Source organism: Paraburkholderia haematera (genome assembly GCF_905220975.1).
Classification (GTDB): domain Bacteria; phylum Pseudomonadota; class Gammaproteobacteria; order Burkholderiales; family Burkholderiaceae; genus Paraburkholderia; species Paraburkholderia haematera.
The window spans coordinates 349,397-375,307 of the sequence record NZ_CAJNBK010000005.1; the positions used below are offsets into that span (position 1 = coordinate 349,397).

Below are 25,911 nucleotides of genomic sequence, written 5' to 3' on the forward strand. Positions count from 1 at the left end.
TTTAGGGATGAACACCAGTGATATCCCCCTTCGTCTGACCGACCGCAAGCGCGCTGCCGTCATTGAGGCGGCCATCGAAGAATTTCTCGCGGCCGGCTTCGACGCGACCAGCATGGACCGTATCGCGGCGCGCGCGAGTGTCTCCAAGCGAACGGTCTACAACCATTTTCCGAGCAAGGAAGCGCTGTTCGCCGCGATCCTGCGGCAGTTGTGGGAGTCGAGCGACACGGGAGCGGCGCCGGTTTATTCGGGCACGCATCCCTTGCGTGCGCAGTTGCTTCAGCTTCTGTTGAAGAAACTAAGCCTGTTGAACGACGAGGCGTTTCTGTCCCTCGCGCGTGTGGCGATCGCCGCAGGCATTCATTCGCCGGAGCGCGCGCGCGATATGGTGACCCGCATGGGTGAGCGGGAGGAAGATTTGACCGTGTGGATTCGCGCGGCCGCTGCCGACGGCCGCCTCAAGACGGCGGACCCGATGTTCGCCTCGCAGCAGTTGCAGGGCCTGGTCAAAGCGTTCGCTTTCTGGCCGCAGGTGACGATGGGCCAGCCGCCGCTCGGTGTGGATGAGCAACGGCAGGTCGCGGAATCTGCAGCCGATATGTTTCTTGCGCGCTATGCGTGACGTGTGGGCGACGAGATGTTTTACGCGTCTTTCAGCCAGGACATTTCTACGGGTGACACCACGAGGCGCCGGGACTCCCGTTTCAGTTCGAAGATGAACCCGACCAGGATCATGGAGTCGGCATAGGGGATTGGGAATACCTGAGGATTTTCCGCGGTGCGTAACGGGTGCGCCGGGGTATCGGCTGTCGTCGCGGCATTCTCGCGGACGCTTTCCAGTTCGTCAGCCATGGCCTGGCCACTGACTTTCTGGACGCGGCTACGCAGGTCGCTGAAGGGTTCGATGCGCGCCCCGTCTTCGTTGTATTCGGGCACTTCATAGATGAACCAGGACATGTGCGTCTCCAGAGAAAGGGGGAGACATTTTAGCAGTGGGCATCACGCCTCCGCGTTTTCCTTGCTCCAGAAACCGGGCCGCACTCAGTCACCATCACAAAAAAGCTGAGACAAAAGTCTCACCCAGTCAGATGCTGCACTGCGGTGTGATCTTCCGGAACCCGCATGCTAAAAGTCATCCTGAGCGTGCCGCCCAGCGATGCGCGCCGAGCCGACCGGAGACATTCATGCCCTATGTTCCGCAAGTGAGACACATCGACCGGATCCGCAGGTTGATCGAAGGCCGGACGTCCGGTCGCGGCGCCGATGCTACGCGGCTGGCTTCGTCGTATTGGCGCTCGCTTGAGCAATATCATCTCGATCCTGGCCTGACAAAGGGTCCGCGCATTCTGACCGCGCCGGAATTACGCGACGTGCAACATCGGGAAGAATCGGTTTTACGGGCCTCAGGAGAGTGTCTTTCGCGTCTGCATGAGACGGTACGCGAAGCGGACTACTGCGTGATGCTCACCGACGCGCAGGGCGTGACGATCGATTATCGCGTTGACCGGGATCGGCGCAACGACTTCAAACGAGCAGGACTTTATTGGGGCTCCTGCTGGTCCGAGCGGGAAGAGGGAACCTGTGGCGTTGCGGCCGTGCTGCTCGATTCCCAACCGATCACGGTTCATAAGACCGATCATTTTCGCGCCGCTTTTACCGCGTTGACGTGCAGCGCCTCACCGATCTTTGGGCTCGAAGGCGAACTGATCGGCGTGCTGGATGCGTCCGCGATTCGCTCGCCTGACGAGCGCGAAAGCCAGCGGCTGATCAATCACATCGTGCGCCATAGCGCGGTGTTGATCGAGGACAGTTTCTTTCTCAACGCGACCACGGATTGCTGGGTCTTGCTGGCGCACCGGAATCGCCACTACGTGGAAGCCCAGCCGGAGATTCTGATCGCCTTCGATGCGCGTGGAAATGCGGTCGCGGCCAATCGCCGGGCCAAAGAGTGTGTGCCAGGCCTTGACGGGTTGCCACGGCCTGTCTCCGAGTTATTCGATGTCCGCGCCGAACGTCTTCTGGATGTCAGGCCTGGTCGCGACATGGTCTCGATGAAATTTGCGGGCAATGGCTCGCCTCTCTATGCGCGGGTTCGTCCGCCCGTCATTCGCGCGCAACGGCAACCTGCGCCGAAGCCCCGGGATCCCGCCCGCGAGGCGCAACCCACACTCACCGATATCGACGCCCTTGAGCGCGAGCGCATCGTCAACGCCTTGACGAATGCGAAATGGCGACCGGACGAGACCGCCCAAATCCTTGGCATCTCGCGCGCGACGCTTTACAGACGGATCGCGAAGTTCGGGATTGTCCCGCCTCACCGGCAATAGCGGTCCACGATTATCTAGCGGGCGAAGAACCCGCGCATCACTTCGACGTTTCACTAATCCGTATCGAATGGAGGAGCAGCCATGCCTGAAAATAATGCAAGCCGGACCATTACACATATTCTGGAGTCCATGGAATCGGCGCTTAAACGCGGCGATACCGCGGCAGCCGTCGCGTTGTTTCAACCGGAGTGCTACTGGCGCGATCTGGTCGCGTTTACCTGGAATATCAAAACCATGGAGGGCCGGGACCAGATCGGCGCCATGCTCGACGCACAACTCGACGCCATTAAGCCAACACGGCTGCGGGTTGCTGAACATGAAACACCGAGCGAAGCCGACGGCGTCGCACAGGCGTGGATCACATTCGAAACGGAAGCCGCGCGCGGCAGCGGCTTTATCCGCGTGAAGGATGGCCTGATCTGGACCTTGCTGACCACCATGGGTGAACTGAAAGGCCATGAAGAACCCAAAGGCAATCGCCGTCCAATGGGTGCGGAACATGGCGCACGCATGGATCGAACGAGCTGGAAGGAGCGTCGTGAAGCCGAGGCGCAGGCGCTGGGCCGCGCGGAACAGCCCTACTGTTTGATCGTGGGTGGCGGCCAGGGTGGGATCGGCCTGGGCGCGCGTCTGCGGCAGTTGGGTGTGCCGACGATTATCGTGGATAAGAATCCACGTCCTGGCGACGCCTGGCGCAACCGCTACAAGTCATTGTGTCTGCATGATCCGGTCTGGTACGACCATATGCCTTATTTGCCATTCCCGGATAACTGGCCGGTTTTCACGCCCAAGGACAAGATCGGCGACTGGCTTGAGATGTACACCAAGGTCATGGAATTGAACTACTGGGGGGCGACCACGTGCAAGTCCGCGCGATATGACGAAGCGGCGGGCGAATGGGTGGTCGAGGTCGAGCACGACGGTGAGGCGCTGACGCTGCGGCCAAAGCAGCTTGTGCTTGCCACGGGCATGTCGGGTAAGCCGAATATCCCCTCGTTCAAAGGCATGGATGTGTTCAAGGGTGAGCAGCATCACTCATCGAAACATCCGGGGCCCGACGCGTACAAGGGCAAGAAAGTGGTGGTGATCGGCGCGAACAATTCGGCGCACGATATCTGCGCGGCGTTGTGGGAGGCGGGTGTCGACGTTACGATGGTTCAGCGTTCGTCCACCCATATCGTCAAGTCAGATTCGCTGATGGAGCTTGCTCTCGGCGATCTTTATTCCGAGCGCGCGGTGGCGTCAGGCATGACGACGTCGAAAGCCGACCTGACGTTTGCGTCGATTCCGTACAGGATCCTGCACACGTTTCAAAAGCCCGTATTCGACGCGATCAGGGAGCGCGACGCAGCGTTTTACGATCGTCTGGAAAAGCGGGGTTTCATGCTTGATTTCGGGGACGACGACTCGGGGCTCTTCATGAAATATCTCCGGCGCGGGTCGGGTTATTACATTGATGTTGGCGCCGCCGACCTTGTTGCGGACGGCAAGATCAAACTAAAGAGTGGCGTGGATGTGGCCGAACTCAAGGAACACGCTGTCCTGCTAAGCGATGGCACCGAGCTGGAGGCAGATCTCGTCGTCTATGCAACCGGCTATGGGTCGATGAACGGCTGGGCCGCCGATCTCATCTCGCGTGAAGTGGCGGATAAAGTGGGCAAAGTGTGGGGGCTGGGTTCGAATACCACGAAGGACCCGGGACCGTGGGAAGGCGAGCAACGCAACATGTGGAAACCCACACAGCAGCCTGCGTTGTGGTTCCATGGCGGTAATCTGCATCAGTCGCGTCACTACTCCCAATACTTATCGCTGCAATTGAAGGCGCGCATGGAGGGCATTGCGACGCCGGTTTATGGCCTCCAGAAAGTGCATCATCTTTCCTGACGCCGGCGTGTGATCGATGCGCGTCTTCGCGATCCCGTTCTGACGGATACGGATACGGATACGGGTGCGGGTGGCGGCGCGCATCGACAAATCAGCGCGCCGCCTTGCGCAATGAAGCGGTCCATGCCGAACGCAGGCAAAACACGACGAGCGGTTTAGCCCGGATTGATTTCATCCTGGCTTCGTCGTGTAGTGCGGGGACCGAGGATCCGTAGCGTGATAGCCACGACTAGAAGCGCCGCCGCGATGATACCGAACATGGCGCCCGCTCCTTGCTGGTTCAATACGGGGAGCAATATGAACGGCAACATGCCGCTAACGATGCGGGACAGCGAGTAAGTACTGCCGATAGCCGTTGAGCGCACACTAGATGGAAAGATCTCGGACTGGTAGACGTGGTACGCGTTGCTGAAGACGTTCGATGCACATGTTGTCAACACGCCAAAGAGAACGATCAGCGTCGAGTTGTTGGAATAGGCGAAACCCAAGCCAAAAACCGCGATTGACAGTATTGCGCCGATAACCAGCGTGCGGCGTTCTATCCAGTTGAGTAGCGGAATCGAAAGCAAGGATCCGACCGGATAGCCGAGAAATGACAGAGCCATAAAAAGCGTTCCGTCAGTGACGTCATAGCCACGGCTTTTCACCACCGTGCTGGCCAGTGTGCCAAACCCGTAGTAGCCAAATCCCTGAAGCAGATGGAAGACGGTCAACATCAGATAACGCTTGTTATAGGGCGGCCGACGCAGCAACGCAATTCGCTCACCCAACGTCATCGGATTTCGCTTGGCGCCCGCTTCAGGTGAAATGACCGACACCGTCACACCCGCGCTTTGCGCAAAGCGCCGAAGCATGGCGTGAGCCTCCTCGACGCGACCCTGCGCCAATAGCCAGCGCGGGCTTTCGGGCAACTTATGTTGCACAAGCAGAACCAGTACTGCGCCCAGGCTGCCGATGACCAGAATAACGCGCCAGCCAGCCACGGCGCCAAAGTGCCAAGGATTGAGCCACAGCGCGAGGAACCCCACCAGCGGCACCGCCACATACGACGTGGTGTAGGCCCATGCGGCCATTCGTCCGCGACGTTCCTTGGGCAGAATCTCGGACAGGAAGCTATCGGCAACGGGATAGATTGCACCTACGCCAATGCCCGTGAGAAAGCGGCAGATCACCAGCATCTCGGCGTTGACCGAGAACGCGCCGATGAGCGAAAAGCCGCTGTACCAGATCAGATTGAATAAGAAAGCCTTGCGCCGGCCGATTCGGTCAGCCATGCTGCCCAGAAAAAATGCACCGAAGAACATGCCGATAAACGCCGAGGCCAACAGCAACTTGAAGTCCGTGCTGTGTCGATCGATACCGTATTCTCCCTGAAGTGCCGTACCGATTGAGCTGACAAGGAAAATTTCGAACATGTCGAAGAACAATCCAATGCCGATAACCCACACCACAAATCGATGTAGCGAACCGGCCGGCATGTTGTCCATCCAGCCGCCCAACGTGGTGGCGTCAGCATGAAGGGCGCGTGTATCGTCGGTTGCGCCTGGTTCGGATGAAACAATGCGCGGATGGGCGGTCGCAGATTCGCTCGCACCGAGATTACTGATGGTCATGCTTGTCTCCGTTGCTTTGTATTTGGGGCGGCTTATGCGCCGTTCACCACGTTGATCGGCGCGCCCGCATGGAACGCGGCGAGGTTGGCTTCGATGCCGGCATTGAGCCGGTTCGCGGCATTCGTCGCCGCCCAACTGATGTGCGGCGTGACGATCAGATTGGGATGCGCGCACGTGAGCAAGGGCTCATGCGGATCCGGTGGTTCCTGAGGGAGTACGTCGAGCGCGGCGCCGCCAAGATGGCCGGTCGCGAGCGCTTCGACCAGCGCCGCCGAATCGACAAGACCGCCGCGGGCGCTGTTCACGAGTAGCGCGCCGCGTTTCATGGCGCGAAGCGTGGGTGCGTCGATCAGGTTGCGAGTCGCTTCCGTCAGTGGGCAATGGAGCGAGAGAACATCGGCGGACCGCGTCACGTCGTCGAATGGCGTGAAGCCTTCGCGAACCGCCGGCCGTCCGCGGTGCTCCGCGAATATCACGTTCATGCCGACCGCGCGGGCCAGCCGCGCGAGCGAATTGCCAATCGCGCCGCGCCCGACAATGCCGAGTGTCGAGCCGGCGATGTCGAGAATCGGCGCATCGTGCACGCAGAAATACGGCGACGCCGGCCAGGCGATGCGAGCGGCGTCACGATAAGCGAACAGATTGCGCCGCAAAGCAAAGATCGATGCGAGCGCCCATTCGGCCACGCTTTGGTCTGAATAGCCCGGCACATTGGACACGATCACGCCGGACTCGCGACATGCGTCGATATCGATGCAGTCGAAGCCCGTCGCGGCGACACAGACAAAGCGAAGTTTCGGCAGACGGTCCAGATCGGCCGCGCGGATCGGCACTTTGTTCGTGATCGCAATGGCGGCATCTTCGAGCGCATGGACCACGTCGGCGGCGCGCGTAGTTGGGCGCGCGGACCAGTCGCTCGCCCAGCCCGGCGCGGTGAGCGGTGTGGGCAGCGTGCCGCTGTCGAGCAGGACGATGTTCATCGAACCTCCGCCTGGCGCCGCGTGGGCCGCAAAGGCACGCTGTTCCGGTTGCCGAAGAACGGCACGTGAAAATCGGCGGAGTGTGATTGTGATTGTGATTGTGGAGAGCGGAGTGTCATTGCGTCACTCCATCAGTTCGGATATCTCGATCAGATTCAGATCGGGATCTCGCACGTACACGGAACGAATCTTCTGCGTGGCGCCGGTGCGCGCAACCGGGCCTTCGACGATCGGCCATTGGCAGCGGGCGAGATGGGCAATCACGTCGTCGAGCGGCACAGTGACGATGAAGCACAGATCGAGCGCGCCCGGTACGGGAACGTGGGCCTTCGGCTCGAATTCGGCGCCACGCACGTGGACGTTGATCTTCTGATTGCCGAAGCGAAATGCGATACGTCCTTCGCCAAACGTCTCGAGTTGCATTTGCATGACCTCGGTATAGAACCGCTTCGTTGCAGCGAAGTCGACGCAGGTGAGTACGAGATGATCGAGGTGGTCGATGAGCGCCATGTCATGCTCCTTGCGAAAATGCACGTTGTTCCGGCAGGCCGTCAGCCGTGGCGCAAGGCATCGAATGCAGGTCGAGGCGCCGTCCGGCCTTGAGCAGTTGGCTCGGCACGTCGTGGCCGATCAGTTGAGGAAGCAGGGCGGAGGCGGACAGCACGGCAGCGAGATCCACGCCGGTGTCGTAGCCGTCGAGTTCGAGCATGTGCACCAGTTCCTCGGTGCAGACGTTACCCGTGGCGCCTGGCGCGTAGGGACACCCGCCGAGACCGCCGAGCGACGCGTCGAAACGGTCGATGCCGGCTTGCAGCGCGGCGAGCGTGTTGGCGAGCGCCATGCCGCGCGTGTTATGAAAATGCAGTGTGAGTTCGAGCGCGGCGAAACGCTCGCGCGCGGCAGCGCACAGCGCGCCAACCTGCGATGGGTAGGCCATGCCAGTGGTATCGCACAACGTCACGCCATGCACGCCGAGGTCGGCGAAGCGCTGCATCCAGTCCAGCACTTCGGCCTGCTCGATGTCGCCCTCCATCGGGCAGCCCATCGCCGTGGACAGCGACACGTTAATCGCCACCTTCGTTTGTTTGACCACGCCGATCACGTCGCGCAACTGGGCGAACGACTGCTCGCGACTCATGCGTAAGTTCGCGCGGTTGTGACTCTCGCTGACCGACATCACGAGATTGACTTCATCGACACCGCACGATAGCGCGCGTTCGGCGCCGCGCAGATTCGGAACGAGCACGGTGTAGACAACACCTTCACGTCGCGCGATCCGATGCATCACGGCTTCGGCGTCGCGCAATGCGGGAATCGCCTTCGGCGAGGTGAATGAGGTCACTTCGATCTTGGCGTAACCGCACGCGCTCAGACGATCGATCAGTTCGATCTTGGCTTCGGTGTCGACGAACCGGGCCTCGTTCTGAAAGCCGTCGCGGGTGGCGACTTCCTGGATATATAGACGCTTGTTGCTCATGCCGTGCTCCTGTTCAGATGATGCCGCGTTCGCGCCACGCGTCGCGCGTCGCCGTGCCGATGCCGAGGTTGTCCAGCACCTTGTCGGTGTGCTGGCCGAGCGTGGGCGCACGCGTGTTCACCTCGCCCGGCGTCGCGCTCAGCTTCGGCACGATGCCCGGCACTTGCACCGGCGTGCCATCGGGCAACTGGGCGTCGAGGATCATGTCGCGTGCGTGGTAATGCGGGTCGCTTGCAATGTCGGCGACGTCGTAGATTTTTCCGGCGGGAATGCGTGCTTCATTGAGGGCGGCGAGCACGTCGTCGAGCGTGCGGCGGTTGGTCCAGTCGGCGATTGCGGCATCCAGCCGCTCGACGTTCTTTACGCGGCCATCGTTTTGAGCGAGTGCGGGATCGTCGGCCAGATCCTGACGGCCGATCAGTTCCATCAGACGCCGGAAGATGCTGTCGCCATTGCCGGCGATCAGCGCGTATTTGCCGTCGCTGCAGCGGTACGCGTTGGACGGCGCGATCCCAGGCAGGCTGCTACCCGCCGGTTCGCGCACGGTGCCGAACGCCGAGTACTCGGGCAGCAGGCTTTCCATCATGTTGAAGACCGATTCGTAGAGCGCGACGTCGATCATCTGGCCGGCCCCGCCGTTCTGGTCGCGATGGCGCAACGCGAGCAGGATGCCGATGACGCCGTGCAGGGCGGAGAGGGAGTCGCCGATGGATATGCCCACGCGCACGGGCGTGCGGCCGGACTCGCCGCTCAGATGCCGCAAGCCGCCCATCGCTTCGCCGATGACGCCGAAGCCGGGACGGTCGCGGTAGGGGCCGCTTTGCCCATAGCCGGACACGCGCAGCATCACGAGGCCAGGATTCAAGGCATGCAGTTCATCCCAGCCGAGGCCCCATTTTTCGAGTGTGCCGGGGCGAAAGTTTTCGATCAGCACGTCGCTTTGCGCGACCAGTTGGCGAGCCACGTCCTGGCCTTCGGGCGAGCGAAGATCGAGCGTGACGGATTCCTTGTTGCGCGATTGCGCCGCCCACCAGACAGACGTGCCCTCATGCAGCAGGCGCCATTTGCGCAGCGGGTCGCCGGTGCCGGGCGGTTCGATCTTGATGACATGGGCGCCGAACTCGGCGAGCATTTTTCCAGCGAAGGGACCCGCGATGAGCTGGCCCATTTCGAGCACGCGAACGCCTTCCAGCGGCTTCGTCATGGTTGTCTCCTTGCAAACGTCGTTCTCTTGACGCTCACTTTGCGACAACCCACGCCTGCTGAAAATCAATCGATTCTCAATGACCCTTTCCATTCTGGAAAGGGTTGGCGAACTTAACCGGGCTTAACCGGGCTTAACCGTCTGTGCGGCCGGACATGAAATCGAACAGGCGCAGCGCGTCGGGCGACAGCGTATCGCGCGACAGTGTGCCGATCCGCAAGGTGCGATGCGCCCAGGCGTCGGTGAGTTCAATGGCGCGCAGGCCAGCCGCGAGAATGTCGGAGCGTACGGCGCCCTCGGGCAATATGCCGATGCCGAGCCCGTGCTCGATCATCCGGCAGATGCCATCGAAGCTGCTCACCTGGATGCGCAGTTTGAGCGCCCGGTCCGCATTGAAGGCAGCATCGAGCAGCCGCGCGAGCAGTGAACTGCCTTCGGTCAGGCCGACGTACTCGAAGTCGAGCGTATCGGCGAAAGCGACTTCCTTGAGGGACGCGAGCGGATGGCCCTTCGGTACCAGCAGTACGAGCTTGTCCTGACGGTACGCGGCCTTGTCGATATCCGGCGCCAGCACGTTGTCCGCAAAGATGCCGATGTCGGCGTCGCCGCTGCGGATCGCCGCGACGATAGCGTCGCTGAAGCGCTCTTCCAGCGATATCTTCACGCTCGGATTGTCGGCGAGAAAGGCCTGCACATCGTGCGGCAAGAACTGGATGATCGCTGACGTGTTGGCCCAGACCCGTACGTGTCCACGCACGCCGGCGGCGTAGTCGCTCATCTCGTTGGCCATGCGGTTCACGCGATCGACGACTTGCCTTGCGTGCGCGAGCAGCCCCTTGCCGGCGGCCGTCAACTCGATGCCGCGCGGCTGCCGCAGCATCAGCGTGCAATCGATGCTGCGTTCCAGGTCCGCCATGCGCTTGCTGACCGCCGACAATGTCAGGCAGGTGCGCTCGGCCGCTTTTGTCAGGCTGCCGAGTTCTGCCACGACAATGAAAACGCGCAGTGATTGCAGGTCGTAATGTGAGGAGCGGGTCATGGGTGTGTTTCGTTTAGCGCGCGGGAAGGCGATCGCCCTGAGCGTTGGATCCTGACATGGCGGACTGACTTCGTAAGAAGCATAGCAGGGAGAGGGGCGCCACCGGCCGCGAGATCGACGCTGTACGGGCTACCGCGCGCCGTTCGCCGGCTTCGACCGATCTGAGCGTCACCGCACAGACTCGCTGAACCAACCATACGATTCTGAAGTCTCAACGCTCTGTTGCACCAGGTCCTCGAGCCTCTCGGGCAAACCAGCAGAGCGATCGCGCTACTACGATGAAACCGTCCGTTCTCCGCGTGCTGTCCACCCTCGCTTCGCTGGGTGTGGGATTGTCGTCAGCCGTGTGTAATGCCTATGCGCTCGACACACAACTGAACTGCCAGTCGAACCCGCATGATTTCATTGCTCCGCTTCTGGACGAACAGTCGATCGATTCAAAACCAATGCGCATTGAAGCGAACTCGGTCAACGCATTTCGTCCCGCGCGCGGCAGCAGCCTGACGGCATTCGGCTTTCATGTCTATGCGGTCTTCGGATATCAGCAAAACGATCCCATCTTCAAACAAGGCAGCGGTCAACCGGCTAGTTCCTCGACGTACGGCGTGGTGGTGACCGCCTCCGCCGCTTCGGTCGAGGCGAGCGTTCGGCGGGCAGGCAGCGATGCGGCCATTCGCGAAGTCGTTCCTTTTTTTCTCACCGCCGTTTTTTGCGGCGGGCATTGAGGCCCGCGCGGCGCCGCCGCCGTTGCCGGATTCCCGGCGATCACTCGGGGCACGACTGAACGCGTGTGAGCACGCGGGCGGGACTTGTCAGCCCCGCCAGTGCTTCGCACGCGAGTTCATCAATAGCGCCTGTCAGTCATCCTGATCAACTAGCATTCGCCCACGCCGCAGCCGTGGCAGCCGCGAAGTCCCGGTAGGATCTTGGCTGCCGCCCGAGCAGCGCTGCCAGCCGATCGACTTCGGCTTTCGAAGCGACGGCGCCGTCCTGTTGATACCGGCGCATCATCAGGCGCATGTCGTAGGCGAGCCATCCCGGCGCGACCGCCTTAAGACGCTGTTCGAGGATGTCGAGATCGTCGCCCCCGTAGCGAATCGGACGTCCCAGTGCCTCGGCCCAGATCGCGGCGATAGTGTCCGATGTCAGCGCATCGGGACCGACGAGTTCGTACGTTTCGCGCGGCAACGGGTTGGCGGCGCGCTCGCGGCGCAGGAGTTCGCGTGCCGCGGCGTCGCCGATATCGCGGACATCGACCATGGAAATACCCTTGCCGCCAATCGGCATGCCGTAGACGCCGTGGGTCAGGAGCGGGTCTTTCTGCCTGACATCGTTCTGGATGAAATAGGCAGGGCGCAGCACCGTCGCCGGCAGGTCGTCGTGCTCGATCATGCGTTCGACCGTGTGCTTGCCGGTGAAGTGCGGCACGTCGACGTATTCCGCGCCCTTGAAAACCGACAGATAGACCATGCCCTTCACGCCGGCTTCCCGCGCGACGCTGAGCGTCTGCAAAGCCTGCGTCAGTTCGTCCGCTGCGTTGGGGGCCAGCAGGAACAACGTGCTGACGCCGTTCATTGCGCGCCGCACGGCATCGATGTCAGCCAGGTCGCCCTTGACTGCGGTGACGCCATCCGGGAATTGGGCCTTTTCCGGTGAGCGGGTCAATGCCCGCACTTCGGCGCCGCTGCCGTTCAGATGGTTGAGAACCTGCTTGCCGATCACACCTGTGCTGCCAGTTACGAGGATTGCCATGACGATCTCCTGGGGTTGAATGGACTCGGTGAGTCCGTGAGACGAACAATAGTCGTTCCATTGGATGGCCGAAAGTGCCAAAATTCAGACACCTCGTCTCGAATATGGAACGATCATGGATTTGACATCACTGGCAGATTTCAATGCCGTCGCCTTGCACGGCGGCTTCGGGCCGGCCAGTCGCGCGCTCGACCGTCCCAAGGCCACACTGTCGCGTCGTGTGGCCGAACTGGAAGAAGACCTCGGCGTGCGGCTGATCGAGCGGGGCGCACGCAGACTGCGTCTGACCGAGGAAGGTCTTGCACTCCACGAACGCACGCGGGGGCTCATGACGGAGATTCAGGAGGCGGGCGAGGCGGTCGCGTCGCGCGCGCCGGTGCCGCGTGGGCGCTTGCGCATCAGCGCGCCGGTCGTTTTCGCGCATGTCCTGCTGTGCCGGATCGCTGCGCGCTTTGCGCAGGCCTATCCGCAGGTTGAGCTCGAAATCATTGCGGAAGACCGTGTTGCGGACCCGGTGGAGGACGGCTACGACCTGGTGATCCGTGTCGATCCACCGCATGACGAGCAACTCGTCGGGCGGCGCATTCTGGGTGATGAACGTCTCGTGGTTGCGTCGCCAACCCTGTCAATACCGTCGATACCCGCAAGCGAAGTCGATGCGTTTCAGGTACCGGCGGTCATGTCGGTCGGGGCGCCCCCTGGTATCCACTGGAACGTGCGAACGGAAGACGGCGGTGTGAGCGTCATCGTGCCGACGCCGGTGCTGCGGATGTCATCGCTGTTGATGGTGCGCGAGGCGGTGTTGCAAGGCGTGGGCGTGGCTCTCCTGCCTCGCTTGCTGGTCGAGCAGGATGTGCAGGCAGGACGGCTTGTTTGCTGGGGAGCGGAAGCGGGTTCGCCCGTGGAAATCTGGGCGCTTTATAGTTCGCGCCGTTTGCTGAGTGCCAAGGTCCGCGCGTTCATGGATATGCTGAAACCGGACACGCTCAAGTTCTGAGGGGCGGCTCCTTGAACAGGGCAAGTGCGCGGAAACCTGCTGCCCGGAAACACGCACGACACGCAATGGCGATAACTTGAGCGATACTCGCGAACTCGCGAATGGCCGGCATAAATATGCCTGCTGAATTTCCCACGTTTCACTCGATAATTTTCGGCGATTTAAGTTATCGAGGGACAACTGTCAGGAGAGCATTGTTCATGGTTAAAAAACGAATCCGTGCCGCGCTGCTTGGCGCGGTGATCACCGCGATCATGGTGATTGCGCCAGCGTGTCAGGCGCAATACACCACTGACTGGCTGGCGAACACGTTCGGAACGCTTGCCACGCACGTGGGCAACACCGCGCGCTCAATATGGGTCGCGCCCGAAGGCGTGATCTATACGTCTTCGCTGTGGGATGAAAACGAGGGGGGCGTCGCGATCTACCAGAACGGCAAAAGCCTCGGTTCAATTGGCATCAACAGCGAATTTCAGGGTAGCGCCATTACGGGGAATGCCACGTCGATTTTCGCCGCGTTGCAGTACAGCTCCGCGTACGGCAGCGGGTCAGTGGGACGGTACAACCGCACGACCCAGAAACGCGATCTCCTCATTCCCGTGAGCGCCTCGACCGCCGTCAAGCGGGCCGACGTCGTCACCGGACTCGCAACAACCGGTTCACTCCTCTATGCGAGCGATTTTCCGGGCAATCGCGTTCGCGTCTTCACGACAGACGGCGTGTGGCAGCAGGACATCAACGTATCGGGTCCCGGTGCACTTGCTTTGGATGGCGCGGGAAATCTGTGGGTAGCACAGCAAGGCGCGGCCGCGGTCGTGGAATTCAGTCCGGCCGGGGCACCGCTGAACACTATCCAGATGTCCGCGGCCTCGCGGCCATCGGCGCTGTACTTTGATACATCGTCAGGACAGCTCATGGTGGGCGATCAAGGTCCCGACATGAATGTCAAGCTCTACAACGTCTCGGGTGCGCCGACTCTGGTCGGTACGTTCGGCATTCAGGGCGGCTATCTCGACACCACCACCGGTATCAAAGGCCAGGTTGGCGACAAGCGCTTCACGCGTGTTGCCGGTATCGGCAAAGACGCAGCAGGCAACCTGTATGTGCTCAACAACCCATGGGGCGGGGGCTGGGACCTCGGTCGCAACGGCGGCACCGACATTCACGCCTACGACAGTGGCGGCAACCTGCAATGGAAGCTCCAGTCCCTCAACTTCGAGGCGGTCGCGGCGCCTGACCCGGTGACGGACGGAGCCTACTTCTATGGCGGCGCCCACATATACACCGGCACGGCTGGCGGCACCTTCGTCGCGAACACCATCGACCCGTTCAGCTATCCGTCCGATCCACGCCTCAACATGAACGATACTCAGCGCGACGAGCATTTCGGTCAACTCGTCAGCGTCGGCGGAAACCGGATTCTTGTTGCGTCGGGCCAGAATCCCGGCATCTTTTATTTCTTTCATTTCAACGCGGCGAGCGGCTACATCGCCATCCCGGACGCGTCGATTCCAGGCCCCGCATTCAATACGACCCGGCAGGTCACCGGCGGATTTTGCATCGACAGCAGGGGAGACGTGTGGGCCGGCCTGGATAGGACGAATCACATCTACCACTACCCGCTGACGAGTTTCGATGGCGAAGGCAAGCCGACGTGGGGGCCGGGCATCGCCATCTCCATTCCGCAGAGCATCCGGCCATTGACACGCATCATCTATCTGCCGGAGAGCGACACCATGATTCTCGCGCAAGGCATCGCCGGGAGCTGGGACTGGACGGCGATGCAATCGAGGATCGAGGTGTATCACGGCTGGAGCGCGGGCAACACCACAAAGCCCAATCCGGTGATCAACCTCACCAGCGTCAATCCCAAGTCGATCACGGCCGCCGGGAATTATCTTTTTGTCGGCTACGTGCATACGGTGCCCAACATCGACGCCTTCAATCTCACTACGGGTAATCTCGATACGACGCTGATCAACTCGAGTGCGGGTACGGTGGACGTGGGCAACGACGTGGATTCGATGTATGGCCTCAGGGCATACCTTAGATCGGCCGGCGAGTACGTGATTACGAAAGATAACTACAACGGTTCCAGCATGATTGTTTATCGCTGGACGCCCTGACCGGTTTTCTTTGTGGCTATGATCAGATGAAAGCACGTGCGGTGCGAGTTCCAGCTTCGTTGAATTCGCGTCGCCTGGTTCTCGATGCTTACGCATCTGCGGTGCGCAGGCATTGATATTAATAATATAAAAAGAGCTGCACCATTCTTTGCGTAGACTGATTTATTTTCCTTCAGCGGAAGCCAAAGATTTGCGTTTTCCGCGCCCTCGTGAGGCAGAGATTTTCCGTTTCCCCTCCTTTGGAAAATCGTCGGGAGTGTTTCCAGGAAGATTCTTTGAACTACTACTTATCATCCAGGGTCGCGGTCACTTTGCACAGATGAAACGTTTATAATTCGTCTGCCAAAAAACTGGCTGTAAGTAATGCCGGGCACGCACCGGAAACCGCGTCGAGCAAGTAAAGCTTGCGTGGGCCGATGTTTCCGTGGCGCTGGATCAGCGTCTCTCTCATGTACGGGTCGCGAATGAGTCGAGCGACTTTAACGCTACCTGTCACCGATTTAACAGGCATCGCATTGCGGTAATTGGGCTCGAAACCTAATTAGTTTCGAGTTCAGAATGCGCCCGCCATATTCTGGATTTTCCTCGGCAAAAACCGAGGCAGCCGGGTTCGCGATAGATCATTGATAGAACTTCATCACGCAATTTTTTGTTAGTAGTAAGGATTACGTAATAGCGATCTGTTGATCGACGACAGATCGAAATGTTGGGCGCGCTGTCGCCTGGTAGCGCTCAGTGTGGGTTCAAATGCCTCGCGGTGTCTGCCAACGGATATCGGCACATCGGAAGCGCCAGCTTCATCAGCAATGAACGCAATCGTCGCGTTCGCCGCGTCAACTCTCTCTGTACTCAAAGAACGCCAAAGCGGGACGGCTTAGATCGATCTTGCTGAATCCTCGGGGATAACCTGCTCTTTAGCGATACATACTGACAATGACGAGAAATTTCAAACTTCTAGGCGTTGCGGCAGCAACTGTCTTTGCGTGGTTTGGCGCAGAAAACGCGCAGGCTGCAACGAGCACCATCACCGTCGCAGGGCTGCAATACAAGTTGTGCGGACAAGAGAACGGCAACTGCAGTTTCCTCGGAACAGGCTCGGTGGTGTTTGGTGCGGTCCCGCCCAATTCGCCGTCGGTTATGCTGACGGCCCCCGCTACCTTTAGCAACGGCGTCGGATGCTATGTCGGCGCGGTTTCGCAGGAAGATCCCGCGTTCGGCTATGGCAAATCATGCTGGGTGAGAGCGGTCGCCGCTAGCCCGACGCCGACGCCGACGCCGAAACCGACGCCGACGCCGACGCCGACGCCGACGCCGACGCCGACGCCGACGCCGACGCCAACGCCAACGCCAACGCCAACGCCAACGCCAACGCCAACGCCAACGCCAACGCCAACGCCGACGCCGACGCCGACACCGACTCCGACGCCAACTCCGACGCCAACGCCGACGCCAACTCCATCGCCGGGCAGCTCGACTCTCTCGTGCGCCACGCCCACGCACACGGCTGGCGGAACCGCAAACGGAGTGATCAGCGCCGACACCCCCACCGCCGACGGCTTGCGCATTTTCCAGAACAACGCACCGTTCAAGCTGGTGATTACGACGAACGCACCGAGCGCGGATACGGTTGTCTGGTCCGTAGCAGACTCGAATGGCGCGATCAAGACGCAGGGCAGTTTTGCGGTGAGCGCCGGCGTGCAAACCAACTCGATTCCTTGCACGTCGACGTGGTCGGGCTATGGCGCACTTACCGCGACGCTGCGCTCGAACGGCGGCACGTTGCCGAACACCGGAACGCGTCCGGTGGGGATCGCGACGTTCGGCGTGTTGCCGAACCTGACGCCGGTGCTGGGCACCGTCACGTACGCGCGTCAGGATCAGCACCGTTTCGGCATGCAGGGTTTCAACGGCAACATCGCCGCGCTGCATGATCTGGGCATCTCGTGGACCATCGACGACCGCGAGGTGTCGGCCATGGAACCCAATGGCCCCAACACGTACACGCCGAACGTGAACGATCTCGATCCGTTCTATAAAGCCAATCCTGACCAGATGCGCATCGTGCGTCTTGACGGACTGCCTGCATGGGATTCGAAAACAGGCCAATTCAACGACAGCTACTATGCACCGTCGAACATGCCTGAGTTCCAGAGCTTCATGGCCAAGGTCGGTACCGATACGAGCCTGATCCGCGCGGCGAACTACCCGAACCAGCAAAAGAACTACTATCAGGTGACGTGGGAGCCGAGTCTCGGCTGGGCGGATAGCGACGCGAACTTCGTCGCCATGTATAAGGCCGCTTATCAGGGCATTCACTCGACCGATCCGAATGCTGTCGTGATGGGTACCGGCAACCCGTTCCCTGCGAATTGCGACACCTGCACAACCGGTTACTTGCAGAAGTTCGGTGCGTTGGGCCTGTGGAATTATATTGACGCTGTCTCAACGCATGGCTACTGGAATGCCGGCACGTTCCCAGCTCATCCGCCCGAATTGCAGGACTCGGATCCGGATCCGGCGAATCAGGCAAACGCGCTCGACAATCAGATGACGCAGTTGCGTTCAGTGATGCAGGCAGGCAAGCCGAACATGAAGCTGTTCTTCACCGAAGCCGGCACGAGCTACGATCCGGGTCTCAACTACGGCCCCACGGTGCCGTCGCAGAACCAGTTGTTTGCTCATGCCGCGGTTGGCGTGCGCTCGCACATCATTGTGCTTGGCGGTGGCGCTCAGTTGACGACGCTGTTCTATGGTCCTGACTATCCGGGCGAAGTGGGATACGGCTCGTTCTTCGATCTGAACGACGCACAAGGTGCGTTCGGTGCGTCGAACCTCTCGCCGAAGCCCGAAGCAATGGCCTTCGCCACCATGACGCGTGCGCTGGACGGCACGAATACATTGGGCCGGGTCACGGGTACGCCGTCCGGAACCTTTGCGTATGCGTTCCAGCAACTCGGCAATGGCAAGGTGGTGACTGCTGCATGGGCGCACAATAATGCGCAATGGCCTGCAAGCAGCGGTCTTTATAGCCAGACCTACTCGACGAGCTATTCGCTTCAGGTCGACAGCGCCGGTACGTCGGGCAATGTGACGAAGATCGATGGTTACGGCAATACCAGCACGCTTGCCTATACCAACGGCAAAGTCACGCTGACCCTCACTGAGGTGCCGCAATACATCGTCTCGAACAACGCGACGGTTGCCAAAACCAATGCGACTGTTCCGGTCGGGTATACGGGCCAATAAGGCTGAGCCGTATCGACGCGCCGCTGGTGAGGATGGTGGCGCGTCGATCAACCCGTTCCGGCCAGGAGCTGGTCACACGGCTCGTTGCACATGCAACGACCGGGCGGCGCGACGGCGTCGACGCCACAATCAAAACCCTGCAGCCTCCATCCGCGCCTTCTCAGGCCGCCGTGTCCCGCAGATCTCTAATGTGCTGATACACGGTCGCGCGCCCCATTCCCAGCACGTTTGCCACATAGTTTGCGGCACTCTTCCCCTTGAACGCGCCTTCGGCCCAAAGGGCTTCGACCAGTTCGCGACGATGGTCGCGGGTCAGTGAGTTGAGCGCCAGCTGACGCTCCTGAAGCCATGAATGGAGAAACGTGTTGATCCGTTCTTGCCAGTCGTCCTTGAACAGTTCCTCAGGCTGCTTGACCACGCCGGCGCCGGAGATCACGCGGTCGATGACATGTTTCATGTCTTCGAAGACCGCAATGTTGTAGTTCACGCACATCACACCAACGGCCACGCTCGCGTCGTCAAAGAGTACCGTGCTGACACAGCGCATCCGCCGGCCGTCCCAGTTGATTTTTTCGTACGGTCCGATCGTGCCTGACTCCACCGAATGGTCGATTTCTTCGAGTGCCGATTCGTCGCCCAGTTCGCGCTTGGACAGATTGTTTGCTATGTAAGCAACGGTCTGGCTTTGCAGGTCATGAATGACGATTTCAACGTAGGGAAAAAAGAGCAGTGCGATACCGTCGGCGACACGGCCGTATCGATCCAGAAGAAGCCTGCGTGCGGCCGTCGTCTTAGTCTTTCGCATAGGGAAGGTGAAATGCCGGTTGTCGGAAAGGCAGCAACGTGTTGCGCCACGGTGCTGCGAAACCGTATCTTAATCGTTGCACCGCCCGGCTATGTGCCTGAATAGTTCGTTGGCGATCGCCACGTCTTCAAGTCCGAGTCCAATGGAGCGAAAGAAAGCGTGCTGTTGCCCGGAGGGTTTTCTGGCAATGCCGGACACCAGTTCAGGCAGATCGCCGAGCACGCTTTGCGGCGACCAGTCGTGCAACTGTGCTGCCAATTTCATCTCCCCCGCGCTGGCGGGCGTGGTTTTCCGGTAGTCGCAATAGACATCCATGTCGCGAAGCCAGGAGGGCGGAATTTCGTGAGCATTCGCGACGTTCGTGCTGATCGACGTAATGAGCGCCGGCTTTGTCAGCATGTCTTCCGACAGTACCGGCGTGCCTGAGGACGTGCACAACGCCACCACACCGGCATCGCGCACGCAGTCTTCGAGCTTGTGGCAAACCCGCACGCGATCGTCGAGGGCGCTGATCGCGGCGTGGAGCGCCGCGTTCCCCGCAAGCTCGCGTGAGAACACGTTGATCGAGTCCCATGGCCGCAGCGCTGCGAGGTGGCGCAAATGAGCCTGTCCCACCGCGCCCGCGCCGACGATGGCGAGCCGACGCGCGTCGGGTGCCGCAAGATGATCCACCGCCAATGCGGTCGCGCCGGCGGTGCGCTCGATGGTGAGCAGACCCGCGTCGCACCACATCAAAGGCTGCCCCGTTTCCATCGACATCAGTGCGGTCCACGCCGTAATGACCGGGCTCGATTCAGTCACGATGTAAGGCGACAACTTGGCCCCGAATACCTTGGCGTTTGCCATGACCCCGAGATACGTAATGAAATCGCCGGCCCCTTGCGGAAACGGGGTGAGCGTTTGAGGCGGTTGCACCGCGGCGTCGTTCGCCAGCGCGCGAAACATGCGTGTCAGCGCACCGCGCACATCGAGATGGGGCAGTGCTTGACGCACCGCGTCCTGCTGGACGATCAACGGGGATACTGTGTCTGTGCTGCTCATGGGTCTGCTCTCCAGATCGTTGCCGGCTTGCGGCGTCAGCCCAATTCTAAAGTCAAAAAGTCCAGTCTGGACTTTTATTTTTGAAAATTGCTTGCATTTGCGAGTGTCCAGAATAGACTGTGGTTCCAGAGCGAGTGTGAGAGGCCGGTCTCCTGCATCTCATGCGGCTTCTCGAGGTTGCGCCGTTAGCGACCGTCCGTGCCCTGAATTCGCGCCCCTTTAACTACCCTGGGAACCATCATGCCTCTGAAGCTTTCACTCTCACTTTTCGTCGCTGCTGCGTTGATCGGGTCGGTCGGCACCGTCAGCGCAGAGACTCAAAACACCGTGCGTTTCGGTATCGAGGCAGCGTATCCGCCGTTCGAGAGCAAGTCGCCGACAGGGCAATTGCAGGGATTCGACGTTGACGTCGGCAACGCGGTTTGCGCAAAGATGGGCGTGAAGTGCGAGTGGGTGGAGAACTCGTTCGACGGATTGATTCCCGCGTTGCAGGCGCGCAAATTCGATGTGATCAATTCCGCGATGAACATCACGGACAAGCGCAAACAGTCCATCGATTTCACGCCGCCGATCTACGTGGTGCCGATCGTGATGGTGGCAAAGCGTGGCTCCCCATTGCTGCCGGATGTGAAGAAGCTGCAGGGCAAACGCGTCGGCGTTCTGCAAGGGTCGTCGCAGGAAGATTTCCTCAAGCTGCACTGGGCGAACGCCGGTGTTTCGGTCGTCTCGTATCAGGACCAGGATCAGGTGTATGCCGACCTCGTCGCTGGACGCCTGGATGCGGCCGTCCAGGAAGCGCAGACTGTTGAGGATGGATTCCTGAACAAACCGTCCGGCCACGACTATGCGATCGTCGGCCAGCCGCTCAGTGATCCGGCAACGCTTGGCGAAGGGACCGGCTTTGGCATGCGCAAGGGCGATAAGGCACTGGCCGGAAAGATCGATGCCGCGCTCGACGCTTTGAAGAAGGACGGGACGCTCAGCAATCTTTCGCAGAAGTATTTCAAGCGCGACATCATCTCGAAGTAAGGCGGTCATGCACCCGGTGCAAGCGGAATTGCACCGGGCGTTCAGACCATGTAGCGAGTTTTTCCGGACTCGGGCGCGCGTTGTCGAATGCAGGCTCGTGAGTCCATCATGGGCCGGATAAGGGCATTCGAGCGAGCTTATGGATTTCGATGTGATCGTGCTGGGCGCCGGGATCGTCGGCGTGTCGTCGGCGCTGCATCTGCAGGATCGCGGACGCCGTGTGGCCCTCGTCGATCGGCGCGGCCCCGGTGAGGAAACCAGTTTCGGCAATGCAGGCCTGATCGAGCGCTCGTCGGTGGTCCCTTACGGCTTTCCACGCGATCTCGGTACGCTGCTGCGCTACATGCGCAATCGGTCGACCGACCTGTACTGGGACTACAAGGCGTTGCCGTCTTTCGCCACATGGCTCGCGCGGTTCTGGTGGGCGTCGTCTCCGGAACGGCTCGAGGCGGCCGCGCGCGACATGCTGCCGTTGATCCGTGAAAGCGTCGCCGAGCACGACGTGCTGATCGCGCGTGCGGGTCTCGAAAGGCTCGCACACGACGGTGGCTGGATCGAGGCCTTTCGCACGCGAACGGAATTCGAACGGCAGGTGGCAGCCGCCGAAGTCGCAGCGAGTCAATATGGCTTGCGCGTGGCGCCGCTCGACGCCGTGCGACTTCAGGCGCGCGAACCTGGCTTGGGAGCGGGCTTTTGTGGCGCCTTGCATTGGCTGGACCCGAAAAGTATTTCCAATCCGGGGGCGCTGACGAAGGGCTATGCGCGACTGTTCGAGGACGGCGGCGGCACGGTTCTGACCGGCGAGGCGACCACCGTACGTCTCGAAGGCGACGCATGGACCGTGCAGACGTCGCAAGGCGGGATCAGTGCCAAAGAGGTGGTCGTAGCGCTCGGCCCGTGGTCCGACAAGGTTTTTGCGCCACTCGGATATCGCATACCGCTGCGCGCGAAGCGCGGCTATCACATGCACTACGAGGCCACGCAGGCGATGCTCTCGGTACCGTTTGTCGACTCGGAGCGAGGGTACGTCGTGGCGCCGATGGAAGGCCGCTTGCGCTTGACGACAGGCGTTGAAATCGCCCGGCGCGATGCTCCGCCAACGGGCATTCAACTCGCGCGCGCGGAACGCATCGCCCGGCCAGTATTCGGGTTGGGCCGCCGGTTGGACAACGCGCCATGGCTCGGGTTGCGTCCTTGTACGCCGGACATGCGGCCCGTCATTGGGCGCGCGCCTCGCCATCGAGGACTCTGGTTCGCGTTCGGCCACAATCATCACGGATTGACGCTCGGTCCCGTGACGGGCCGGCTGCTGGCGGAAATGATGACGGGCGCCGCGCCTTTCACCGACCCTCATCCGTTCCGTGCTGAGCGGTTCCGGTAAGAAACCGCATAACCGCTGTGTAGGCCTGACCGAGGTCGGGGAGCGCTTTCATCGCGACTGCGTTCGGCTAATCGGCGAGGCAGATGTGGCGGTTCAGCAAGCTCGAGCCGGACAGGATGCGCTGACTGGAACTTTGCGCGTGACGTCGACGGCGGAATGTGGCCTACGTTATGTCGTTTCCGCGATTGCCGAATTCAGCAGGGCGCCCCCGGCGTTGAGGATCGAATATTCGACATCGCAACATCACGCCGACCTTATCGCTGAGCGATTCGATCTTGCCGTTCGTCTTGGTGTTCTGCGTGATTCGACTTTGCGCGCGGTGCCGATTCAACGCTTCTGTGCAGTGCCCGTGGCGACCCCAGCGTACCTTGCAACACGAGAGACCGTCGTCACGCCACGCGACCTGGCGGGACTCGACTGGGTGGGACATGCCGGGTCACCGCACCGCTGACATGGACCGAGTCGCGAACCGGCAAGACGACGCAAACACCCCATTTCAAAGGGGCGCTCGAGGCGGATACCGCGGTCGCCGTGCAGACCCTGGTACTCGCAGGATGCGGTGCTGCAATCCTTCCCGACTGGCTTGTCGCAGACGACCTGCGTGAGCGGCGCTTGATACAGCTCGTGCCGGACTATTCGCTGCCGCAACAAGGGGTCTACGCGGTGTTTCCGGATGCGGCACACGTTCCCGCGAAAGTTCGACGCTTTGTCGATTTCATGCGCGATTTCCCGGCGCGAATCGAGTAGGCGATCTGATGATCGCCGCGGGTGGTTTGAAAGGTCGGCGCGGGAACGTTTCAAGGAATTTTGGCGAGATAATCTCGCTCAGTTTTGAGCCGCCCGGCCAACGCCTCACGATTCGCGCTGCGCTACGACAAACGTCAATTCAAACCTCTCCATGCAACGACGCAGATTCTTCGAATCATTCGGCTTGTTAGCCGCCGGAGTTTTGTCAAAAGGTGCCGGCGCCACTTCGCCGGCAGCGGCACCTGTCGAACATCGTCCGTTCGCGCCGGACGGCGCGATGAGCGCTACCCAGGCAACGCGTCACTATCTAGGCCGTATCGAAGCGATCGACCGGCGTGGCCCGCGGTTGTGCAGCATGATCGAGCTGAATCCCGATGCCATGCGGATCGCAGCAGCGATGGACGGCGAGCGCAGTAGCGGCAATCGTCGCGGCCCCTTGCATGGCGTGCCCGTCGTCATCAAGGACAACATTGCGACCGGCGACAGGATGGCAACAACGGCAGGTTCGCTTGCCCTCGACGGTGTTCGTGCAACCCGTGATGCCGACCTCGTGCGCCGCTTGCGTGAGGCGGGCGCGGTCATCATCGGCAAGACGAATTTGAGCGAATGGGCGAACATCCGCTCCACGCGCTCCACTAGCGGCTGGAGCGCACGTGGCGGTCTGACGCGCAATCCCTATGCGCTGGACCGGAATACGAGCGGATCGAGCTCCGGCTCCGCGGCTGCCGTCGCCGCGGGGTTGGCTGCCATGGCGATCGGTACGGAAACAGACGGGTCGATTGTGTCTCCTGCTTCCATCTGCGGCGTGGTCGGTCTCAAGCCAACCGTCGGGCGGATCAGTCGTGACGGCATCATTCCGATTTCACACACGCAGGACACCCCCGGCCCGATTACCCGATCGGTCCGCGACGCGGCGCTGCTGCTTTCGGCGCTTGCCGGAATGGACCCGCGTGACCCGCAAACGTCGGCAGCACCCGCGCCGGGCGACTATGTGCAAGCGTTGGACAAGGACGCGTTGAAGGGTGCCCGGATCGGCGTCGCGCGCGAGTTTTTCACGGGCCACGATGAAGTCGATCAGCAGATCGAACTGGCGATCGCGCAACTACGGCTACTCGGGGCAGAGGTGATTGATCCGGTCGACTTGCCGCGAGTCAGTTACGACAAGGAGGAGCTCTCCGTATTGCTGTATGAATTCAAACACGATCTGCCCTTGTGGCTCGACACGTTCGCGCCGCATGCTTCAGTTCGCAATCTCGCCGATGTGGTGGCTTTCAATCACGCGCATCGCGATCTCGAGCAACCATACTTCGGCCAGGAACTCTTCGTTCAGGCCGAAGCCCTGGGCGATCTCGAGAGCGATGCGTATAAGCGTGCGCTGGCAACCTGCCGCACGCAATCTCGCGACGAAGGATTGGACCGCGTGCTCCGTCAGCATGGTCTGGATGCAATCGTCGCGCCGACTGGCGGGACCGCGTGGCTGACCGATTTCATCAACGGCGACAGCAATAATGGCGGCTTTTCAACACCTGCCGCAGTGGCCGGCTATCCACACCTGACGGTGCCGGCCGGGCAAGTGCGTGGTTTGCCGGTCGGGTTGTCGTTTGTCGGGCCCGCCTGGAGCGAGGCGCGCTTACTGGCATTGGGGTATGCGTTCGAGCAGGCGACCCAGTGGCGCAGGGAGCCGCAATTTCTGACGCGTACCGATGTGCCACCAGCGGTCCGCGATTGAGCAGACCGCAGCGATAGGTCGGTCAACGTACGGCTAGTGCTTTGAATATGTCTGCTACTGATCTACAGCCGCAAGCACTGGGAGACGCATCAAGCTTCGCCTTAACCGCCATCAGCCTATTGTTCATACAAATAGATGGCCGATATCTTATTCAGAAAGATTAACCGATCCCTTTCTCTCGATTTCGACACGACGGTTTGTGGGTTGTGGTGGTGCCTGCCATCCAGCTCATATAGCGGTGCTTGTCGGAAACCAATTTAATCTCCCAAAGGTTTGCGGAAGATCTAATTTTTCTATTGAATTAATGTCTTTGAAAATCAATCGGGTGAAAGTTCTGTTTCTGCAAGCAATCGGCAAAAAAAAGCCGACACATTGTGTCGGCTGAAAAGACTCTGGCGTCCGAGGATTGCATGCCAGAACCTGAGAGACGGTAATCAGTCAATTTTACGCGTGTATGTTGCGGGAGGCGGGCATTTTTGCCGTACACTAAAAATTAACTCTGTGGCTGCAGCGTTTCACAGAACTGGGTTATTT

General features: G+C 60.6%; 23 protein-coding genes. 12 read left to right on the plus strand and 11 right to left on the minus strand.

Translation table 11 applies throughout. The features are described 5' to 3' along the window. Positions 1-7 precede the first annotated feature (7 nt). The gene (locus tag KHO23_RS13055; RefSeq protein ID WP_211611632.1) at positions 8-622 is read left to right on the plus strand and encodes a TetR/AcrR family transcriptional regulator; all 615 of its coding nucleotides are present in this window, start codon (positions 8-10) and stop codon (positions 620-622) included. A gap of 20 nt (positions 623-642) precedes the next feature. On the opposite strand, the gene KHO23_RS13060 is transcribed toward KHO23_RS13055, so the two are convergent. Beyond that, positions 643-957, minus strand: coding sequence for a helicase (locus tag KHO23_RS13060; protein WP_211611633.1), 315 nt, complete (start codon positions 955-957; stop codon positions 643-645). Between the two features lie 227 nt (positions 958-1,184). Here KHO23_RS13060 and KHO23_RS13065 point away from each other — a divergent pair, with 227 nt between their 5' ends. After that, positions 1,185-2,327 carry a sigma-54-dependent Fis family transcriptional regulator gene (locus KHO23_RS13065; protein WP_211611685.1) on the plus strand — a complete coding sequence of 381 codons (1,143 nt, stop codon included), beginning with the start codon at positions 1,185-1,187 and terminating at the stop codon, positions 2,325-2,327. 81 nt (positions 2,328-2,408) lie between these two features. After that, on the plus strand, positions 2,409-4,211 hold the full coding sequence (locus tag KHO23_RS13070) for an NAD(P)/FAD-dependent oxidoreductase (protein WP_211611634.1): 1,803 nt from the start codon (positions 2,409-2,411) through the stop codon (positions 4,209-4,211). A 155-nt stretch (positions 4,212-4,366) separates the two neighbouring features. Here the strand turns inward: KHO23_RS13070 and KHO23_RS13075 are convergent, their stop codons facing one another. From KHO23_RS13075 to KHO23_RS13100, 6 genes are all read right to left on the minus strand, one after another. Then, positions 4,367-5,824 (minus strand): MFS transporter, encoded by a 1,458-nt coding sequence (locus tag KHO23_RS13075; RefSeq protein ID WP_236066820.1) that lies wholly within the window; start codon positions 5,822-5,824, stop codon positions 4,367-4,369. A 32-nt stretch (positions 5,825-5,856) separates the two neighbouring features. Further along, a complete protein-coding gene (locus KHO23_RS13080; protein WP_211611635.1) occupies positions 5,857-6,804 on the minus strand; it encodes a D-2-hydroxyacid dehydrogenase in 948 nt (315 codons plus the stop codon). A gap of 123 nt (positions 6,805-6,927) precedes the next feature. Next, a complete protein-coding gene (locus tag KHO23_RS13085; RefSeq protein WP_211611636.1) occupies positions 6,928-7,314 on the minus strand; it encodes a VOC family protein in 387 nt (128 codons plus the stop codon). A gap of 1 nt (position 7,315) precedes the next feature. Next, positions 7,316-8,281 carry a hydroxymethylglutaryl-CoA lyase gene (locus KHO23_RS13090; protein ID WP_211611637.1) on the minus strand — a complete coding sequence of 322 codons (966 nt, stop codon included), beginning with the start codon at positions 8,279-8,281 and terminating at the stop codon, positions 7,316-7,318. Between the two features lie 13 nt (positions 8,282-8,294). Beyond that, positions 8,295-9,485, minus strand: coding sequence for a CaiB/BaiF CoA transferase family protein (locus KHO23_RS13095; protein ID WP_211611638.1), 1,191 nt, complete (start codon positions 9,483-9,485; stop codon positions 8,295-8,297). 133 nt (positions 9,486-9,618) lie between these two features. Beyond that, on the minus strand, positions 9,619-10,524 hold the full coding sequence (locus KHO23_RS13100) for a LysR family transcriptional regulator (RefSeq protein WP_211611639.1): 906 nt from the start codon (positions 10,522-10,524) through the stop codon (positions 9,619-9,621). A 446-nt stretch (positions 10,525-10,970) separates the two neighbouring features. On the opposite strand from KHO23_RS13100, the gene KHO23_RS35555 reads away from it, so the two are divergent. Continuing rightward, entirely contained in the window at positions 10,971-11,249 is a 279-nt protein-coding gene (locus KHO23_RS35555) for a hypothetical protein (protein WP_328821967.1), read from the plus strand. Between the two features lie 145 nt (positions 11,250-11,394). On the opposite strand, the gene KHO23_RS13110 is transcribed toward KHO23_RS35555, so the two are convergent. Continuing rightward, entirely contained in the window at positions 11,395-12,276 is an 882-nt protein-coding gene (locus KHO23_RS13110; protein WP_211611641.1) for an NmrA/HSCARG family protein, read from the minus strand. 115 nt (positions 12,277-12,391) lie between these two features. On the opposite strand from KHO23_RS13110, the gene KHO23_RS13115 reads away from it, so the two are divergent. Then, positions 12,392-13,273 (plus strand): LysR family transcriptional regulator, encoded by an 882-nt coding sequence (locus KHO23_RS13115; RefSeq protein WP_211611642.1) that lies wholly within the window; start codon positions 12,392-12,394, stop codon positions 13,271-13,273. A 200-nt stretch (positions 13,274-13,473) separates the two neighbouring features. Then, complete coding sequence (locus KHO23_RS13120; protein WP_211611643.1) at positions 13,474-15,399, plus strand: NHL repeat-containing protein; 1,926 nt, start codon at positions 13,474-13,476, stop codon at positions 15,397-15,399. 1,252 nt (positions 15,400-16,651) lie between these two features. Here KHO23_RS13120 and KHO23_RS35050 read toward each other — a convergent pair. Continuing rightward, entirely contained in the window at positions 16,652-16,858 is a 207-nt protein-coding gene (locus KHO23_RS35050; protein WP_236066821.1) for a hypothetical protein, read from the minus strand. A 65-nt stretch (positions 16,859-16,923) separates the two neighbouring features. On the opposite strand from KHO23_RS35050, the gene KHO23_RS13125 reads away from it, so the two are divergent. Next, a complete protein-coding gene (locus KHO23_RS13125; protein ID WP_236066822.1) occupies positions 16,924-18,645 on the plus strand; it encodes a glycoside hydrolase family protein in 1,722 nt (573 codons plus the stop codon). A 160-nt stretch (positions 18,646-18,805) separates the two neighbouring features. Here the strand turns inward: KHO23_RS13125 and KHO23_RS13130 are convergent, their stop codons facing one another. Further along, positions 18,806-19,450: a helix-turn-helix transcriptional regulator gene (locus KHO23_RS13130; protein ID WP_211611645.1), complete on the minus strand. Its 645-nt coding sequence runs from the start codon at positions 19,448-19,450 to the stop codon at positions 18,806-18,808. Between the two features lie 69 nt (positions 19,451-19,519). Next, positions 19,520-20,491: an ornithine cyclodeaminase family protein gene (locus KHO23_RS13135; RefSeq protein WP_211611646.1), complete on the minus strand. Its 972-nt coding sequence runs from the start codon at positions 20,489-20,491 to the stop codon at positions 19,520-19,522. 240 nt (positions 20,492-20,731) lie between these two features. Between KHO23_RS13135 and KHO23_RS13140 the strand changes: the two genes are divergently transcribed. The 5 genes from KHO23_RS13140 to KHO23_RS13160 all read left to right on the plus strand — a co-directional run bounded on the left by KHO23_RS13140 (position 20,732) and on the right by KHO23_RS13160 (position 25,377). Next, entirely contained in the window at positions 20,732-21,520 is a 789-nt protein-coding gene (locus KHO23_RS13140) for an ABC transporter substrate-binding protein (protein ID WP_211611647.1), read from the plus strand. Between the two features lie 139 nt (positions 21,521-21,659). Then, on the plus strand, positions 21,660-22,901 hold the full coding sequence (locus tag KHO23_RS13145) for an NAD(P)/FAD-dependent oxidoreductase (RefSeq protein ID WP_211611648.1): 1,242 nt from the start codon (positions 21,660-21,662) through the stop codon (positions 22,899-22,901). A gap of 85 nt (positions 22,902-22,986) precedes the next feature. Then, a complete protein-coding gene (locus KHO23_RS35655; RefSeq protein ID WP_211611649.1) occupies positions 22,987-23,352 on the plus strand; it encodes a LysR substrate-binding domain-containing protein in 366 nt (121 codons plus the stop codon). After that, positions 23,349-23,648 (plus strand): LysR substrate-binding domain-containing protein, encoded by a 300-nt coding sequence (locus tag KHO23_RS35410; protein WP_268963890.1) that lies wholly within the window; start codon positions 23,349-23,351, stop codon positions 23,646-23,648. Before KHO23_RS35655 ends, KHO23_RS35410 begins: the two co-directional genes overlap by 4 nt. A gap of 151 nt (positions 23,649-23,799) precedes the next feature. After that, positions 23,800-25,377: an amidase gene (locus tag KHO23_RS13160; protein WP_211611651.1), complete on the plus strand. Its 1,578-nt coding sequence runs from the start codon at positions 23,800-23,802 to the stop codon at positions 25,375-25,377. Positions 25,378-25,911: the final 534 nt, after the last annotated feature.

What these genes read in the sequence shown, in the direction of transcription:
- KHO23_RS13055 (WP_211611632.1), top strand. Translation starts at nt 8, where the DNA reads ATGAACACCAGTGATATCCCCCTTCGTCTGACCGACCGCAAGCGCGCT.
- KHO23_RS13060 (WP_211611633.1), bottom strand. Translation starts at nt 957, where the DNA reads ATGTCCTGGTTCATCTATGAAGTGCCCGAATACAACGAAGACGGGGCG.
- KHO23_RS13065 (WP_211611685.1), top strand. Translation starts at nt 1,185, where the DNA reads ATGCCCTATGTTCCGCAAGTGAGACACATCGACCGGATCCGCAGGTTG.
- KHO23_RS13070 (WP_211611634.1), top strand. Translation starts at nt 2,409, where the DNA reads ATGCCTGAAAATAATGCAAGCCGGACCATTACACATATTCTGGAGTCC.
- KHO23_RS13075 (WP_236066820.1), bottom strand. Translation starts at nt 5,824, where the DNA reads ATGACCATCAGTAATCTCGGTGCGAGCGAATCTGCGACCGCCCATCCG.
- KHO23_RS13080 (WP_211611635.1), bottom strand. Translation starts at nt 6,804, where the DNA reads ATGAACATCGTCCTGCTCGACAGCGGCACGCTGCCCACACCGCTCACC.
- KHO23_RS13085 (WP_211611636.1), bottom strand. Translation starts at nt 7,314, where the DNA reads ATGGCGCTCATCGACCACCTCGATCATCTCGTACTCACCTGCGTCGAC.
- KHO23_RS13090 (WP_211611637.1), bottom strand. Translation starts at nt 8,281, where the DNA reads ATGAGCAACAAGCGTCTATATATCCAGGAAGTCGCCACCCGCGACGGC.
- KHO23_RS13095 (WP_211611638.1), bottom strand. Translation starts at nt 9,485, where the DNA reads ATGACGAAGCCGCTGGAAGGCGTTCGCGTGCTCGAAATGGGCCAGCTC.
- KHO23_RS13100 (WP_211611639.1), bottom strand. Translation starts at nt 10,524, where the DNA reads ATGACCCGCTCCTCACATTACGACCTGCAATCACTGCGCGTTTTCATT.
- KHO23_RS35555 (WP_328821967.1), top strand. Translation starts at nt 10,971, where the DNA reads ATGCGCATTGAAGCGAACTCGGTCAACGCATTTCGTCCCGCGCGCGGC.
- KHO23_RS13110 (WP_211611641.1), bottom strand. Translation starts at nt 12,276, where the DNA reads ATGGCAATCCTCGTAACTGGCAGCACAGGTGTGATCGGCAAGCAGGTT.
- KHO23_RS13115 (WP_211611642.1), top strand. Translation starts at nt 12,392, where the DNA reads ATGGATTTGACATCACTGGCAGATTTCAATGCCGTCGCCTTGCACGGC.
- KHO23_RS13120 (WP_211611643.1), top strand. Translation starts at nt 13,474, where the DNA reads ATGGTTAAAAAACGAATCCGTGCCGCGCTGCTTGGCGCGGTGATCACC.
- KHO23_RS35050 (WP_236066821.1), bottom strand. Translation starts at nt 16,858, where the DNA reads ATGGAGTTGGCGTCGGCGTTGGCGTCGGAGTTGGCGTCGGAGTCGGTG.
- KHO23_RS13130 (WP_211611645.1), bottom strand. Translation starts at nt 19,450, where the DNA reads ATGCGAAAGACTAAGACGACGGCCGCACGCAGGCTTCTTCTGGATCGA.
- KHO23_RS13135 (WP_211611646.1), bottom strand. Translation starts at nt 20,491, where the DNA reads ATGAGCAGCACAGACACAGTATCCCCGTTGATCGTCCAGCAGGACGCG.
- KHO23_RS13140 (WP_211611647.1), top strand. Translation starts at nt 20,732, where the DNA reads ATGCCTCTGAAGCTTTCACTCTCACTTTTCGTCGCTGCTGCGTTGATC.
- KHO23_RS13145 (WP_211611648.1), top strand. Translation starts at nt 21,660, where the DNA reads ATGGATTTCGATGTGATCGTGCTGGGCGCCGGGATCGTCGGCGTGTCG.
- KHO23_RS13160 (WP_211611651.1), top strand. Translation starts at nt 23,800, where the DNA reads ATGCAACGACGCAGATTCTTCGAATCATTCGGCTTGTTAGCCGCCGGA.